Here is a 15,598-nt window from a genome sequence, read left to right as displayed (position 1 = left end):
TACAAGGAAGCGCTAGATACAAGCTCGTAAAGGCCAGGGCGCAGGCCAAGGCCGAACATCCTCCGCGCAACGCCATGAGCTGCTGCTTCCTTCTCCTCAGCTACTGATCCACCACTGTTGTCACCTCGGTCCTAATCAGCCACGAAACGGTCTTTGACCCCTTCCCCACCAATGTCGAACCTCTCGCCCGCGGCACCTCTGCGTGCCGCGGGTTATGTCGGAGAGGTTGGGCTCAGGGATGCAAGCGACGACTGTGCTGTACGGCCAGGTGTTGGCGGTGTTGGCCATCACCCTGTGCGGGGTATGGAGTGCCACGCAGTGGACGGCGGCCGCGCTCGGCTATCAAGTGCGCCTGGGGGCGCCCTGGTTCGAGGTGCTGGGCACGCCGGTCTACCACCCCTGGCGCCTGTTCGAATGGTGGTTCGTCTTCGATGCCTACGCGCCGGAGGTGTTCAACGTCGGTGGCACCATCGCCGCCTGCAGCAGCCTGCTGGCGTTGGCGGTGGCCATCGGCATGGCCCTCTGGCGCGCCCGCCAGGCGCGGCGGGTCACCACCTATGGCTCGGCGCGCTGGGCCGAGGCGGATGAGGTGCGTCAGGCCGGACTGACCCGGCCGGCCGGCGTGTTCCTCGGCCTGTTCAATGAGCAGTACCTGCGCCACGAAGGCCCCGAGCATGTGCTGGCCTTCGCGCCGACGCGCTCGGGCAAGGGCGTCGGCCTGGTGGTGCCCACCCTGCTCGCCTGGCCGGCCTCGGCGGTGATTCACGACATCAAGGGCGAGAACTGGAGCCTGACCGCCGGCTGGCGCGCACGCTTCTCCCACTGCCTGCTGTTCAACCCCACCGATGCGGCCTCGGCGGCCTACAACCCGCTGCTCGAGGTGCGCCGCGGCACCCATGAGGTGCGCGATGTGCAGAACATCGCCGACATTCTGGTCGACCCGGAGGGCGCCCTGGAACGGCGCAACCATTGGGAGAAGACCAGCCATGCGCTGCTGGTCGGCGCCATCCTCCACGTGCTCTACGCCGGCCAGGACAAGACCCTGCGGGGCGTCGCCAACTTCCTCTCCGATCCGGCTTGCACCTTCGAGCTGACGCTGCAGCGGATGATGAGCACGCCCCACCTGGGCGACGGTCCCCATCCGGTGGTGGCCTCGGCCGCCCGGGAGGTGCTGAACAAGAGCGAGAACGAGCGCTCCGGCGTGCTGTCCACGGCCATGTCCTTCCTCGGCTTGTATCGCGACCCGACGGTGGCCGCGGTCACCTCGCGCTGCGACTGGCGCATCGCCGACCTGATCTCGGCAGAGCATCCGCTGTCGCTGTACCTGGTGGTGCCGCCCTCGGACATCAGCCGCACCAAGCCGCTGATCCGCCTGATCCTCAACCAGATCGGCCGGCGCCTGACCGAGTCCCTGGACGGCGCCGACGGCATTGAGCGCAAACACAAGCTGCTCTTGATGCTCGACGAGTTCCCGGCACTGGGGCGCCTGGATTTCTTCGAGTCGGCCCTGGCCTTCATGGCCGGCTATGGGCTGCGCGCCTTCCTGATTTCGCAGTCGCTCAACCAGATCGACAAGGCCTACGGCCAGAACCACTCGATCCTCGACAACTGCCATGTGCGGGTGACCTTCGCCACCAACGACGAGCGCACCGCCAAGCGCATCTCCGAGACCCTGGGCACCGCCACCGAGCTGCGCGCGCAGCGCAACTACGCCGGCCACCGCCTGGCTCCCTGGCTCGGCCATCTGATGGTGTCGCGCCAGGAGACGGCGCGGCCGCTGCTGACCCCGGGCGAGGTGATGCAGCTGCCCAGCGACGAGGCCGTGGTGATGCTCTCCGGCCACGCGCCGATCCGGGCGAAGAAGCTGCGCTACTTCAGCGACGCCAACTTCCGCCGCCGACTGCTGCCGGCACCGCAGCTGCAGCCCGGCCGCTATGCCGATGCCCCGGCGCCACGGGCGGACGACTGGAGCGGCCTGGCCGTGCCAGCGGCCGCTGACGCATCGGCGGCTGGCCTGGCCGACGCCGAGTCCGTCGAGGACGGCGGCCCCCGCCGCGAGCCAGAGTTGGCGCAGAGCGTGCCGTTGCCGGAGCACGACGAGCCGGCCGGCGACCTGCTGCTGCTCGACGAGGACGACGTCCCGCCCCCCTTTCCCAGCCAGCCCGATCCGCGCCTGCAACGCGCGGCGCGGCTGGCTGCCCTCGACCCTGACGACGGAATAGCCCTATGAGCCGAGCCCGCCTGAACCTGTTCATCCAACCCGAGCACGCCAAGCGCCTGAACGAACTGGCGATCAGCAAGGGCGTGTCGAAGTCCTCGATCATCGCCGCGGCGCTGGCGGCCTGGCTGTCGCCGGAGTCCGGCGAGCGGCGCGAGGTGGCCATGGCCAAGCGCCTGGACCGGCTGTCGCGGCAGTTCGAGCGGCTGGAGCGCGACCAGCACATCCTGATCGAGACCCTCGCCCTCTACGTGCGCTACTACCTCACCGTCAGCACGCCGGTGCCCGAGGCGCACCAGGAAGCGGCCAGGGCCCAGGGCAAGCTGCGCTTCGGCCAGTTCGTCGAGCAGTTGGGCCGTCACCTGCAGCGCGGGCGTAGCCTGGTCAGGGAGGTGTACGAGGAGGCTCAGCCAGAGGCTCGGGCCACGGGAGAGCGTCCATGACCGCCTCCTCGGTAATAAGCGCAGCGGCGGCTTCCCTGGATCGCCGCACGCGCATGCTGCGTACGGCCATGGGCCCGCTGATCGCCGCGGCCCTGGACGACCCGGACGTGGTCGAGGTGCTGCTCAACCCCGACGGCGCGCTCTGGCTCGACCGCCTCTCCAGCGGCCGAACCCGGCTGGGCAGCCTGCCGGCCGCCGACGGCGAACGGATCATCCGCCTGGTCGCCGCCCACATCGGCGCCGAGGTGCACCGCGGCCAGCCGCTGCTCAGCGCCGAGTTGCCGGAGCGCGGCGAGCGCTTCGAAGGCGTGCTGCCGCCGGTGGCCGCCGGGCCGACCTTCGCCCTGCGCAAGCGCGCCGTCGGGGTGATTCCCCTGGCGCAGTACGTGGCCGACGGCATCCTCAGCTACGGACAGGCCGAGTACCTGCGCGACGCCGTGCGCGACCGGCGGAACATCCTGGTCGCCGGCGGAACCAGCAGCGGCAAGACCACCCTGGCCAACGCCCTGCTCGCCGAGGTGGCCGGCAGCGGCGACCGCGTGCTGGTACTCGAGGACACGGTCGAGCTGCAGTGCCCGGCCCTCGACCACGTTGCCCTGCGCACCAAGCCCGGGGTGGTGAGCATGGCCGACCTGGTGCGCAGCACACTGCGCCTGCGCCCCGACCGGGTGGTGGTCGGCGAGGTGCGCGGCGGCGAGGCCCTCGACCTGGTCAAGGCCTGGGGCACCGGCCACCCCGGCGGCATCGCCACCATCCATGCCGGCTCCGCCCAAGGCGCCCTGCTGCGCCTGGAGCAACTGATCCTCGAGGTCGCCCTGGCGGCGCCGCGGGCGCTGATCGCCGAGGCAGTCAATCTCGTGGTGTTCCTCGCCGGCCGTGGGCGCGCCCGCCAGGTCCAGCAGATCGCCCGGGTCGTCGGTCACGATCCGCGCGGCTATCGCCTGCAGCCCATCGACACCCTCGACCACCTCCCTGCCCTCCCCACTGCCTCAGGAGATCAACCATGAGTCCCCTCCACTCCCGCGTCGCTGTTCGCCAACGCACGGCCCGCGCCCTGCTGCTGGGCGCCCTGCTGCTGAGTACTGCCCTGCCGGCGTTCGCCGCCGGCTCCGGCATGCCCTGGGAAGGGCCGCTGCAGTCGATCCTCGACTCGGTGCAAGGCCCGGTGGCGCGCATCGTCGCGGTGATCATCATCATTACCACCGGCCTGACCCTGGCCTTCGGCGACACCAGCGGCGGCTTCCGCAAGCTGATCCAGATCGTCTTCGGCCTGTCGATCGCCTTCGCCGCCTCCTCGTTCTTCCTCAGTTTCTTCAGCTTCGCCGGTGGGGCATTGATCGCATGAACGGCGCCCGTGAACTCCTCCCCGGTTTCGAGGTGCCGCTGCACCGCTCCCTGGCCGAACCGATCCTGCTCGGCGGCGCGCCGCGCAACGTGGCCATCCTCAACGGCACCCTGGCGGCCGTGGTCGGCCTGGGTCTGCAACTCTGGCTGCCGGGCCTGGCGCTCTGGCTGGTCGGCCACTCGCTGGCGGTATGGGGCGCCCGACTGGATCCGCAGTTCCTGCAGGTGTTCGCCCGGCATATCAAGCAGCCCCCGCTGCTGGATGTGTGAGGAGCGCCGCCATGCTGAACCTCACCGAATACCAACGCCGTCCCGCCCAGCTCGCCGACTGGCTGCCCTGGGCCGGCCTGGTCGCCCCGGGCGTGGTGCTGAACAAGGACGGCGCCTTCCAGCGCACCCTGCGCTTTCGTGGGCCAGACCTGGACAGCGCCACCCAGGGCGAACTGCTGACCACCACGGCGCGCCTTAACAACGCCCTGCGCCGCCTCGGTTCCGGCTGGGCGTTGTTCATCGAAGCTGAACGCCTGGCCGCCGCCGACTACCCGGACAGCCACTTTCCCGAGCCGCTGTCCTGGCTGGTGGACGAGGAGCGGCGTGCGACCTTCGCGGCCCAGGGCCGCCACTTCGAGAGCCGCTATCACCTGACGCTGCTCTACCTGCCGCCGGAAGAGTCGCGCGCCCGCGCCGCCGGCCTGCTCTATGAGCACCGGGCCCTGCGTGGTGTCGACTGGCGCGAGCGGCTGGCCGCCTTCGTCGCCGAGAGCGAGCGCTTCTTCGACCTGCTCGACGGGGTGATGCCGGAGCTCGCCTGGCTCGACGACAGCCAGACGCTGAGCTACCTGCACGCCACGGTGTCGACCCACCGCCAGCGGATCGCCGTGCCGGAGGTGCCCTTCCACCTCGATGCCCTGCTCGCCGACTGCCCGCTGACCACCGGCCTGGCGCCGCGTCTGGGCGAGCAGCACTTGCGCGTGCTGACGGTACGCGGTTTTCCCACCTCGACCTGGCCGGGTGTGCTGGACGATCTCAACCGCCTGGGCTTCGCCTATCGCTGGTCGACCCGTTTCATTTGCCTGGACAAGGACGAGGCGGAGAAGGAACTGCTGCGCCTGCGCCGCCAGTGGTTCGCCAAACGCAAAGGCGTATTGGCGCTGCTGCGCGAGGCGATCTTCCAGCAGGAAAGCCCGCTGCTCGACAGCGACGCAACAAACAAGGCCGGCGATGCCGATGCGGCGCTGCAGGAGCTGGGCGCCGACCAGGTGGCCTTCGGCTATGTGACGGCCACGGTGACGGTAAGCGACCATGATGCCCAGGTCGCCGAGGAGAATCTGCGCCGGGTCGAGCGGGTGATCCAGGGCCGCGGCTTCGTCACCCTCGCCGAGAGCCTCAACGCGGTGGAGGCCTGGCTGTCGTCGATTCCCGGCAACGCCTACGCCAACGTGCGCCAGCCGCTGGTCTCGACCCTCAACCTGGCCCACCTGCTGCCGGTCTCGGCGGTCTGGGCCGGGCCGGCGCGCAACGCGCACCTGGATGGCCCGCCGCTGGTGGTGACCCGCACCGACGGGGCAACGCCGTTCCGCCTGGTCACCCACGTCGGCGACGTCGGCCACACCCTGGTGGCCGGCCCCACTGGCATGGGCAAGTCAGTGCTGCTGGCGACCCTGGCCCTGCAGTTTCGCCGCTACCCGGGCTCGCGCCTGTTCCTCTTCGACATGGGGCGTTCGCTGCGCGCAACGGTGCTGGGCCTGGGCGGCGAGCACTACGACCTGGGCGGCGATGGCGAGTTGGCCTTCCAGCCCCTGGCGCGCATCGACCAGCCCGGCTACCGCGCCTGGGCCGCCGAGTGGCTGGAGGCGCGTCTGCTGAGCGAAGGCGTGGCCGTCGGCCCCGAGCAGAAGGCCGCGCTGTGGACCGCCCTGGACAGCCTCGCCGGCGCACCCGTGGCGCAGCGCACCTTGACCGGCCTGTCCGTGCTGCTGCAGGACAATGCCCTGCGCCAGGCTCTGCAGCCCTACGTGCTGGGCGGTGCCCATGGCCGCCTGCTGGATGCCGACCTGGACCGCCTGGGGACGGCCGACGTGCAGTGCTTCGAGATGGAAGATCTGATGCACAGCAAGGCGGCGGTGGCTGCCGTGCTGAGCTACCTGTTCGCCCGTTTCGAGGAGCGCTTCGACGGCGCACCGACCCTGCTGATCCTCGACGAGGCCTGGCTGTTCCTCGACGACCCGCTGTTCGCCGCGCGCATCCGCCAGTGGCTCAAGACCCTGCGCAAGAAGAACGTCAGCGTGATCTTCGCCACCCAATCCCTGGCCGACATCCAGGACTCGAGTATCGCCGCAGCGATCATCGAGAGCTGCGCCAGCCGCCTCTTCCTGCCCAACCCCCAGGCCGGCGAGCCGCAGATCCGCGGCATCTACCAGGGCTTCGGCCTCAATGACCGGCAGCTTGAGATCATCGCCCAGGCCACGCCCAAGCGCGATTACTACTACCAGTCACGCCTGGGCAACCGCCTGTTCGACCTCGACCTGGGGCCGGTCGCACTGGCCTTCGCCGCCTCCGCCAGCCCGGCCGAGCAGCGCGAGATCGACCGGATCCTGCAGGAGTCGGGTGCGGCGGGTTTTGCCGCCGCCTGGCTGCGTCACCGCGGCCTGGACTGGGCCGCCGAGCTGCTCGCATCCCATATCCCGCAACACAAGGAGTGCTCGCCATGAAGTTGCCTATCCGTCTTTCACCTGTCGTCACGCTGCTGGCCCTGGGGCTGCTGGCCTTGCAACCGGCCAGTGCCGTCACCGTGATCGACCCGACCAACCTGGTGCAGAACACCCTCACCGCGGTGCGCACCCTGGAACTGATCAACAACCAGGTCAGCCAGCTGCAGAACGAAAGCCAGATGCTGGTCAACCAGGCCCGCCACCTGGCGCGGCTGGACTACAACGTGGTCAATCGCCTGCGCGTGACCCTGGCCAGCACCGAACGGCTGCTGGCCGAGGCCCAGGGCCTGGCCTTCGAGGTGCAGCGCCTGGACCGGGAGTTCGCCCGCCTCTATCCCGCCGAATATGCACACGACACCAGCGGCCAGCGCATGGCCCAGGAGGCACGCGAACGCTGGCGGCAGGGCCTCGACGGCCTGCACACCGCCATGCGCGTGCAGGCCCAGGTCGCGCAGAACCTGGCCCAGGACGAGAGCGTACTGGCCGACTTGGTCAACCAGAGCCAGGCCGCCGGCGGCGCCCTGCAGGCGGCCCAGGCCACCAACCAGCTGCTGGCCCTGCAGGCCAAGCAGTCGATCCAGGCCCAGCAGCTGCAGATCACCCAGAACCGTGCGATCGCCCTGGAGCTGGCCCGCCAGGCCGCGGCCGCCGAGGAGGCACGCGAACTGCGCCGGCGTTTCATGGGCAGCGGCACGCCCTATACCCCCTACCCCGTGCAGTTCTATCGGTAGGGAGTGCGGACGATGAGAGTGTTGATCCTGAGTTCGGTGCTTCTCGGGCTGGCAGCTTGCGACCAGGACGTCGAGATCGCCGGCGAACAGGCCACATCGTTGAGCGAGCGCTTCTACTCCGGCTGCGCGCGACCGGGTGAGTTTCGCCGCGCCGCGGAGTTGCCGGCCATTCCGCCGAGTTTCGACGAGGCCGTGCCATGAACGACGTCAGCGTGATCGACCGCTTCCTCGCGGTGTTCGGTCAGTACATCGACTCGGGCTTCGGCCTGCTCGGCGGCGAGGTGGCCTTTCTCAGCCTGACCCTGGTGGCCATCGACATGACCCTGGCCGGGCTGTTCTGGGCCATGGGCGGCGAGGACGTCAGCACCCGGCTGATCAAGAAGACCCTCTACGTCGGCGCCTTCGCCTTCCTCATCGGCAACTTCAACGCACTGGCGAAGATCATCTTCCACTCCTTCGCCGGATTAGGGTTACTGGCGGCAGGATCCGCGCTAAGCCCCGCCGAATTCCTGAAACCAGGACGGCTGGCCGCTATCGGCATCGATGCCGGAGCCCCGCTGCTCGAGCAGATCAGCATGCTCAGCGGATTTCCGGAAGTCTTCGAAAACTTGCACAGCATCCTGGTGCTGTTCCTGGCCTGGCTGGTGGTGATCGTCAGTTTCTTCTTCCTGGCCATTCAGCTGTTCGTCACCCTGGTCGAGTTCAAGCTGACCACGCTGGCCGGCTTCGTTCTGGTGCCCTTCGCCCTGTGGAACAAGACCGCCTTCCTCGCCGAGAAGGTGCTGGGCAACGTGGTGGCCTCCGGCATCAAGGTGTTGGTTCTGGCGGTGATCGTCGGCATCGGCAGCGGGCTGTTCGCCGAGTTCCAGACACTGCCGGACGAACCCTCCATCGACCACGCCCTGGCGGTCATGCTCGCCGCCCTGGCGTTGCTCGGCCTGGGCATCTTCGGCCCGGGCATCGCCACTGGCCTGGTCTCCGGCGCACCGCAACTCGGAGCCGGTGCCGCGGCCGGTACCGCCCTCGCGGCTACCGGCATGGCCGCGGGCGCCACCGCGGTGGCGGCGGGCGTCGGCGGCGCCGTGCTGGCCGGCGCCCGTATGGCCCCCGCTGCGTCGCGTCTGGCCATGGGCGGCGCCAAGCCCCTGGCCGCGGGTATGACGCCAGATGCGGCAGCGCCTGCTGCAACTGGCGCCAGTGTAACGGCGTCTGCCGGTCCATCGACTGCCCCCAACAAGCCGCCCGACTGGGCCAGGCGCCTGCAGCGCAAACAACAGCTCAACCAAGCCGCCACCACCGTCGCCCACAGCCTGCGCGGTGGAGATGGCGGTGGCTCATCCCCCGGGCCGCAGGTGCGCGACCCCTCGAACACGTAAAGGAGAACGAGGATGAGATTCAAACGTCCACGGGTGCGCTACGGCGACAGCCCGCAACCGACTACGCCCTACCAGGCGGCGGCCCAGGTCTGGGATCGACGCCTGGGCAGCAGCCTGGCGCAGGCGCGCAACTGGCGGCTTATGGCCTTCGGCTGCCTGGGCCTGGCCCTGCTGATGGCCGGCGGGCTGCTCTGGCACGCGGCCCAGTCGACGGTCACGCCCTATGTGGTGGAGGTCGACCAGCTCGGCCAGGTGCGCGCCGTTGGCGAGGCGGCCAGCCCCTACCAGCCCCAGGATGCGCAGATCGCCCACCACCTGGCGCGCTTCATCGAGCTGGTGCGCGGCCTGTCCATCGACCCGGTGGTGGTGCGGCAGAACTGGCTGGAGGCCTATCACTTCACCACCGACCGCGGCGCCGCCACCCTCAACGACTACGCCCGCACCCACGATCCTTTCGCCCGGGTCGGCAAGGAGTCGGTGACGGTCGAGGTCACCAGCGTGGTGCGGGCCAGCGACAGCTCGTTCCAGGTGCGCTGGATCGAGCGCCGTTTCGTCAACGGTGCGGCCGCCGGCCTGGAGCGCTGGACGGCGCTGATCGCCCTGGTGCTGCAGCCACCGCGCACCGAGGAGAAGCTGCGCCGCAACCCGCTGGGAATCTACGTCAACGGCTTGTCCTGGAGCCGTGAGCTGGACACTACGCAAGGAGCGCAAACGCCATGAAAACCTCAGCCTACCGCTACGCCTCCCCTCTTCTACTGGCCCTGCTGGCCGGCTGCGCCAGCCACGAGCCGCCGGTGATCGCCCTGGACGAACCTGTTCAGGCACAGCCCCTGCCGGAGCCGCCCACGCCCATCGAGGTGGTGGCCGTACCCAAGCCCCTGGCCCTGCCGGCGCAGCTCAAGCCGCTGCCGGATCCCCAGGCGGGAAAGCCGGTCCAGGAGCCGGCCGATGAGCGCGTGCGCGTCTCCCGGGCCAACCGCGACGCGCGGGTCGCGCCGACTCGGGAGGGCTACGTCAACGCCATCCAGGTCTGGCCCTACTCGGAGGGCGCTCTGTATCAGCTGTACACCAGTCCGGGCCGGGTCACCGCGATCAACCTGCAGGCCGGCGAGGAGCTGGTCACCGTGGCCGCCGGCGACACCGTGCGCTGGATCGTCGGCGACACCTCCAGCGGCAGCGGCGAGGCGTTGCGGGTCAGCGTACTAGTCAAGCCGACCCGGGTCGATCTCAAGACCAATCTGGTCATCACCACCACGCGGCGCACCTACCTGATCGAGCTGACCTCCACCGAGAAAGCCTGGATGGCCTCGGCGTCCTGGGACTACCCCAAAGACCGCCTGCTCGCCCTGCAGCGCCGCGCCAGCGCCGCCCAGGCGGCCGCGCCGGTGGATGCCGGCCTGACGTTGGAACAGCTGCGTTTTCGTTATGCGATCAGTGGCAGCAATCCGCCGTGGCAGCCGCTACGCGCCTTCGACGACGGCCGCAAGGTGTATATCCAGTTCCCGGCCGGCATCGCCCAGGGTGAGTTACCGCCGCTGTTCGTGGTCGGCCCGCAGGGCGACGGGCAACTGGTCAACTACCGCTTCCGCTCGCCCTACTACATCGTCGACCGGCTGTTCGGTGCGGCCGAGTTGCGCCTGGGCGCCGACAAAGGCGACGTGGTGCGGATCGAGCGTACCGATGGCGTGGCACGGAGACACTGAACATGAGCACTACGCAGGACATCCAAATCGGGGGATCGGAGCCGCATCCCAAGGAGGCACCGGAGGCGCTGGAGCTGCGTGCGCAACCGCGCCCGGTCACTCGCCTCAATCCGCGCATGCTGGCGCTGCTCGCCGGCGGCTTGGCCGCTGCGGTGCTCGGCGCCCTGCTCTGGTCGCTGCAACCGCAGCCGCGCCGCCAGGGCACGGCGCCACAGGAGCTGTACAACGTCGACCGAGTGGCGCGCTCCGAGGGCCTGGAGCAGTTGCCGGCGGACTACTCGCAGTTGCCGCCACCGGCCGCGCCGGAAATACCGCAGCTGGGCCCACCGCTGCCCGGCGACCTGGGCGGCCCGATCCTCAGGGCCGAACAGCAGGTGCAGGGTTACGACTACCGTCAAGCCGGTCCCGACCCGGCCGAGGCCGAACGCATGGCCAGGCTCAAGGAGACTGAGGAGGCGGCGTTGTCTTCGGTGTTCTTCCAGACCGGCAGTGCACGGAAGTCGAACGTCGCATCCGGCGGCGGCGCCCAACCCGATCCCATTATCCCGGGTATGGCCTCGTCAGGCGCGGTAGCCGCAACTGCAGGAACACCAACCCAGCAGGAGCGGAACGAGGCGTTTCTCAGTAAATCCGTAAATGCACAAATCCGTAATTCAGGATCTCTGCAAATGCCCGAGTCGCCCTACCAGGTGATGGCCGGCACCGTCATTGCGGCGGCGCTGGTCACCGGCATCAAGTCGGACCTGCCCGGCGATGTCATCGCCACGGTGACAGAGCCGGTCTATGACAGCGCCACCGGCCAACATGTGCTGATCCCCCAGGGCTCGCGCCTGCTCGGGCGCTACAACAGCCAGGTGAGCTACGGGCAGAGTCGTGTGCAGGTGGTGTGGCAGCGGGTGATCCTGCCGGACACCTCCTCCTTCCAGCTCGACAACCTGGTCGGCAGCGACACCGCCGGTTACGCAGGCCTGGAGGATGGCGTCGACTGGCACTGGGATCGACTCGTCGCCGGCGCGGCCATGACCAGCCTGCTGGGCATCGGTGCCGAGCTGGCGGCACCGACCAGTCGCACCGACGGCGACCGCATCATCATCGCCGGACGCGACAGCCTGCAGGACACGGTGAACCAGATCGGCCAGGAGGTCACCCGCCGCAATCTCGATATCCAACCCACGCTGACCCAGCGCCCCGGCTTGCCCCTACGGGTGATCGTCAACCGCGACCTGGCCCTGCGCCCCTACCAGTCCTTCTCCACTCAACAAAGGAACCCGCAATGAGCACGCCCAAGCTGCGCCTCGGCCCTTTGCCGAAAATCGAGAGCCTGAAGCTGACCTTCACTTGCCCCGCCAGCCTGAAGGCCGACCTCGAGCGCTACGCGGCGCTGCACTCGCGAACCTATGGCGAAGAGGTCGATGCCCTGACGCTCATTCCGCACATGCTGGAGGCCTTCATGGCCAGGGATCGGGCGTTCAGGAGAGCCAATCCCGGTGTAAGCAGCTGACACTATCCGCGCCCGATCTTCTCGAATGCATCTAATAGCTGGGCGAGGTCGGCGGATCGTTTTGAAGCTGATCGTGACGCAAGGTTTTGCAGCTTTCGCTTCACCGCCGGGAGATCGGCTGCCTGCGGCAGATTGATCAAGTTGAAGTCTGGACTTTCCGCCTCGATAGACTCCAGAAATGCCCTCGACTGCGGCGTAAGCCATCCGGCTATCCGCCGAAGAAGCCTGGCACGGTATTCCAGCAGTATCTCTGCACTGACTGGTACAGCAGTCATCCCGCGGAAATGGGCCTCGTAGATCGCGGCGAACTCCTTGGGCTCATTTGGAACCAGCATCTCCCAGGCGGGTTTCGGACTACAGGTCATGTAGATCAGGAAGGTTCGCCACAGTCGCTCGTCTGTGCGCGGGTCCTCCAGGAGCAAACCAATATCGAAGAGGTCGCGCGGGTGCTGCCTCGACAATGCGGCTGCCATTTTCCCCGCGTACAAGTCCGCAAAGTCGAGCACCTGGATCGAGGCAAAGCCAAAGGTTTCCTGAACCTGCCGCTGAACGACCATCGTCCGTATTGGATGCACAGAACCACGCATAACCGGGGTCGTTTCAATCTGCACCCGGGCTCGACCACGAGTCACTATCAGCCGGTTTATGAGGCCACCTTTCTCGGGCGCAGATGTTTGCACTTGTAGCCTTAATGGCGCAGAGCCAAGCACCGCCGCCAGTCCTGCTAACGCATCGGAAATCTGGCTGGCATCCAGCGCATACTCCTGCGTCGGTAGCCAGGTCAGGTCAATGTCCACGGACAGCCTGGGCAAGTCATGCTCGAACAGGTTGATCGCGGTACCGCCCTTGAGAGCAAAGCGCGATTCCTTTGCCAAGCTCGGCAGAATATCCACCAGCAACTGGACGCGGTCGGTGTAACGTCTATCCCAAGTGCTCATCCAAATCCGCCGGCAAGGTTATTAGGTAGGTGGAGTTCAAATGACCATCGGGAACCAGGCAGCGCTTTCCCTTCCCGAGATATACGTCCTCCAGCGAGACATGGTCCATCCACGCATGCTGGTGACGCTCTGCTAATGCCAGGAACAAGCGCTTGGCTTTTATGCTGGTGCAGTGGCGCAGCAGCATGCTTACCCTCTGGGGACGAAGGGTGTCAGCACCCTGCATGAGCGCATCAACTTCGTAAACGAGCGATGCGTCTGACACGCCGTCGCAAAGCTCGAGAAGCGCGCGCTCAGGCGTTGCGATGACAATACGGCCACGATCGCCATCGGCCTCTATCCACTCAAGCCCTAGATTTCGAAGGGCTTCGTCAGTCATATCGGCCTTGAATGACAACACCGTCAGGTTGAACGGGCTCTTGCCGCACAGCACCACTTCAGCCTTCAGCGGAAGCTTTCCCGCCCACGCGGGGAGGCTTCCAGGGCCATATAAAGTGACGGTCTCACTCTCGCCCAGTCGCAGGTAATGCTCGTGCCCATGCCAGGCCAGGGCAAAGCGCCCGCCAATATGCAGCGGTAATCGCTCTCCTTCTTGCAGCGCCCTCACGACGGCAGGCCAAGTGAGTCGTCCGCCTCGTCGCTGATAGACGCCGCGTGCAGGTGACTCCAGCCAGCCACTCGCGATGTATCGCGCTACCAGGCTGCTGCTATAGCCATGAGCCCTCAACCAGCCACTGGAGACCAGGTCGCTGTCGCCGAGCCCAGCCAGCAAGGAGTTTAGCTTTTCAGATTTTTGCGCACTCATAGTGATCGAAATACATGTTTCATAAACCACATACAAGAACCAGGTTTAAAAATATAAAAAAATAGTCACTTTGGTTGAGCATTTTCTTATTTTTGTAAACCACCCCCAGGATGCGCCGCTGGTTTCGAGCTCCGTCAGAAAAAGATTATGGTGGCCCTCAAAAGCGCTCCTGGCGCTCCTGAGCCACCTCCATTCCAGCAGCGGCTGCTACGCCCATCTACGACGCAAGTGGTTTGCCACTCGAATCGCTGCCCATAACCTGAAACCTCTGGAATGGTGGGACGGCATGGAGCAATGAAGACGAGCAATTTGCTGATGACACAGTGCGGTGGGCAAGCGGTTGCACCTGCCAGTCGACAGGTCGAGTCATCCTCGGTCGCAGGCGGGTTGGATAGGTTCCTACGCGAGGCCGAAGTACTGGAAGTCACCAGCCTGGCGCGCTCGACGCTGTGGCGGGAGGTGAAGGCCAAGCGCTTCCCGAGTCCGGTACCCATCACCCCTGGACGGGTCGGTTGGCGAGCTTCGGAAGTGGTCCGCTGGCAGCAGAGTCCGACTGAATGGAAACCTCAGGGGGCCGCGTAAGCGGCCCTCAGCTTTTCGGGCCGATCACGTTCTTTTCCAGCCAGCTGGCCCATCGATCCAAACCGCGCTTCTTCTCCTTGAAGTAGTCGTAACGGTCATAGTGCTTAGCAGACACGTCATTGAATGCATGCCCCTGGATTCGGTCCCGCAATTGCTTATCCAGTCCAGCCAACCCCATCAGCGTCTTGCAGGTGCGACGCAGATCGCGAAGGGTGAACGGTGCGTCGAACTTATCGGTGTGTCGGCCGTAGAGTTTGGTCACCGCGCGCGACAGCGACTGCACATTGAGCGGCTGCCCCTCAACCTTGCCCTGGAACGGATAGGCACTTGTCTCACTGATCGCATCCATGACCTTGAGGCTCTCTTTCATCAGCTTGTTCAGCGGCACCACGTGCAGAGTGCGCTCCCCCTCGACTCCCTTCTTGCTACGAATAGTGAAATGGTCAGCCTGATATAGCGTGCGCTCGGACTGCAGCAACTGCTCCGGCCGCTGACCGCCAGCGGCGATCAGAAACTTCAGCAGCTCGGCCGTGGTAATGGAGAGGTGTTCGGGCAGCAGGTTCCACAATGTCGCCAGCTCTTTGACCGACAGCGCACGATCGCCCGGCTGTTCCCAGTCGGCTTGCACCGGGATGCTGGCCACCGGGTTACTGTGCAACCCGAAACGCACGTCGTCCTTCAGATAGCTACGCGGGTTGTATTCCTGGCGCATGGCGAACTGAAATGCGGCATGCAGGCGCGAACGTAGGCGGTTGGTTTGGGTGGTCACGCCGTTGGCGATCATCTTCGCCAGGATGTCGCGGATCTCGGCCGGTCCGATCATCACAGCGGGGCGCGTCACTAGATTGGGGAAAGGTTCGCTGACGTAGTGCTTGAATGACCACTCGACGTGCTTGGCGCTGGCAGCGCCCTCGACCTTGAGCTTGGCCGCATAGGCATCGATGAGATCGCCGAAGGTACCGACGGAGAGCCGTACCTCCTTTTCCTCTCGGCACCTGTCCCTAGCCTCGGTCAAGCTGAGTGAGGGCCAGGTGCCGAGCTTGGTCTTGATCTTCCTGTCGGCCTGGCGCCGCTGGAAGTAAAACTCCTTGGTGCCGTTCGGACGCACCCGCAGCATCAGCACTCCTTCTCCTCTCGCGCTACGCCCGTCGCTGACGGTGAATTCCTTCTCGGCGGGCTTGAGTGCGCGTATCTGCTTTTCGGTCAGCATTGGCGTTCCATCCTGGGGGCCGTTTCTGGGGGCCGT

General features: G+C 66.7%; 17 protein-coding genes. 14 read left to right on the top strand and 3 right to left on the bottom strand.

Annotated features, from left to right (window positions below):
* The first annotated feature begins 238 nt into the window (after positions 1–238).
* From SBP02_RS05425 to SBP02_RS05365, 13 genes are read left to right on the top strand one after another with little or no spacing between them, the layout of a single operon-like run.
* Positions 239–2,230, top strand: a complete 1,992-nt coding sequence (locus SBP02_RS05425; protein WP_318645379.1) for a conjugal transfer protein TraG — start codon at positions 239–241, stop codon at positions 2,228–2,230.
* Entirely contained in the window at positions 2,227–2,661 is a 435-nt protein-coding gene (locus tag SBP02_RS05420; protein ID WP_318645378.1) for a CopG family transcriptional regulator, read from the top strand. Before SBP02_RS05425 ends, SBP02_RS05420 begins: the two co-directional genes overlap by 4 nt.
* Entirely contained in the window at positions 2,658–3,668 is a 1,011-nt protein-coding gene (trbB, locus tag SBP02_RS05415; protein WP_318645377.1) for a P-type conjugative transfer ATPase TrbB, read from the top strand. Before SBP02_RS05420 ends, trbB begins: the two co-directional genes overlap by 4 nt.
* Positions 3,665–4,006 carry a TrbC/VirB2 family protein gene (locus SBP02_RS05410; RefSeq protein ID WP_318645376.1) on the top strand — a complete coding sequence of 114 codons (342 nt, stop codon included), beginning with the start codon at positions 3,665–3,667 and terminating at the stop codon, positions 4,004–4,006. Before trbB ends, SBP02_RS05410 begins: the two co-directional genes overlap by 4 nt.
* A complete protein-coding gene (locus tag SBP02_RS05405; protein WP_318645375.1) occupies positions 4,003–4,275 on the top strand; it encodes a VirB3 family type IV secretion system protein in 273 nt (90 codons plus the stop codon). Before SBP02_RS05410 ends, SBP02_RS05405 begins: the two co-directional genes overlap by 4 nt.
* Before the next feature lie 11 nt (positions 4,276–4,286).
* On the top strand, positions 4,287–6,716 hold the full coding sequence (trbE, locus tag SBP02_RS05400) for a conjugal transfer protein TrbE (RefSeq protein ID WP_318645374.1): 2,430 nt from the start codon (positions 4,287–4,289) through the stop codon (positions 6,714–6,716).
* Positions 6,713–7,447: a P-type conjugative transfer protein TrbJ gene (gene trbJ, locus SBP02_RS05395; RefSeq protein ID WP_318645373.1), complete on the top strand. Its 735-nt coding sequence runs from the start codon at positions 6,713–6,715 to the stop codon at positions 7,445–7,447. Before trbE ends, trbJ begins: the two co-directional genes overlap by 4 nt.
* A gap of 12 nt (positions 7,448–7,459) precedes the next feature.
* Positions 7,460–7,648 (top strand): hypothetical protein, encoded by a 189-nt coding sequence (locus SBP02_RS05390; protein ID WP_318645372.1) that lies wholly within the window; start codon positions 7,460–7,462, stop codon positions 7,646–7,648.
* The gene (gene trbL / locus SBP02_RS05385) at positions 7,645–8,823 is read left to right on the top strand and encodes a P-type conjugative transfer protein TrbL (protein WP_318645371.1); all 1,179 of its coding nucleotides are present in this window, start codon (positions 7,645–7,647) and stop codon (positions 8,821–8,823) included. The genes SBP02_RS05390 and trbL overlap by 4 nt, the downstream gene beginning before the upstream one ends.
* Before the next feature lie 12 nt (positions 8,824–8,835).
* Positions 8,836–9,543 (top strand): conjugal transfer protein TrbF, encoded by a 708-nt coding sequence (trbF, locus tag SBP02_RS05380; RefSeq protein WP_318645370.1) that lies wholly within the window; start codon positions 8,836–8,838, stop codon positions 9,541–9,543.
* Positions 9,540–10,526, top strand: coding sequence for a P-type conjugative transfer protein TrbG (trbG, locus tag SBP02_RS05375; protein WP_318645369.1), 987 nt, complete (start codon positions 9,540–9,542; stop codon positions 10,524–10,526). Before trbF ends, trbG begins: the two co-directional genes overlap by 4 nt.
* 2 nt (positions 10,527–10,528) lie before the next feature.
* Positions 10,529–11,803 (top strand): TrbI/VirB10 family protein, encoded by a 1,275-nt coding sequence (locus tag SBP02_RS05370; protein WP_318645368.1) that lies wholly within the window; start codon positions 10,529–10,531, stop codon positions 11,801–11,803.
* Entirely contained in the window at positions 11,800–12,027 is a 228-nt protein-coding gene (locus tag SBP02_RS05365) for a DUF2274 domain-containing protein (RefSeq protein WP_318645367.1), read from the top strand. The genes SBP02_RS05370 and SBP02_RS05365 overlap by 4 nt, the downstream gene beginning before the upstream one ends.
* A 2-nt stretch (positions 12,028–12,029) precedes the next feature.
* Here SBP02_RS05365 and SBP02_RS05360 read toward each other — a convergent pair whose 3' ends face one another.
* On the bottom strand, positions 12,030–12,965 hold the full coding sequence (locus tag SBP02_RS05360; RefSeq protein WP_318645366.1) for a nucleotidyl transferase AbiEii/AbiGii toxin family protein: 936 nt from the start codon (positions 12,963–12,965) through the stop codon (positions 12,030–12,032).
* Positions 12,949–13,770, bottom strand: a complete 822-nt coding sequence (locus SBP02_RS05355) for a type IV toxin-antitoxin system AbiEi family antitoxin domain-containing protein (RefSeq protein WP_318645365.1) — start codon at positions 13,768–13,770, stop codon at positions 12,949–12,951. The genes SBP02_RS05360 and SBP02_RS05355 overlap by 17 nt, the downstream gene beginning before the upstream one ends.
* 273 nt (positions 13,771–14,043) lie before the next feature.
* Between SBP02_RS05355 and SBP02_RS05350 the strand changes: the two genes are divergently transcribed.
* Positions 14,044–14,352 carry a helix-turn-helix transcriptional regulator gene (locus SBP02_RS05350; RefSeq protein WP_318645364.1) on the top strand — a complete coding sequence of 103 codons (309 nt, stop codon included), beginning with the start codon at positions 14,044–14,046 and terminating at the stop codon, positions 14,350–14,352.
* Between the two features lie 7 nt (positions 14,353–14,359).
* Here the strand turns inward: SBP02_RS05350 and SBP02_RS05345 are convergent, their stop codons facing one another.
* The gene (locus SBP02_RS05345) at positions 14,360–15,562 is read right to left on the bottom strand and encodes a tyrosine-type recombinase/integrase (RefSeq protein ID WP_318645363.1); all 1,203 of its coding nucleotides are present in this window, start codon (positions 15,560–15,562) and stop codon (positions 14,360–14,362) included.
* Between the last annotated feature and the right edge of the window lie 36 nt (positions 15,563–15,598).

The organism is Pseudomonas benzenivorans (genome assembly GCF_033547155.1).
Classification (GTDB): domain Bacteria; phylum Pseudomonadota; class Gammaproteobacteria; order Pseudomonadales; family Pseudomonadaceae; genus Aquipseudomonas; species Aquipseudomonas benzenivorans_B.
Note: the sequence above shows the minus strand (reverse complement) of the source record. Positions and strands in the feature narration are given on the sequence as shown.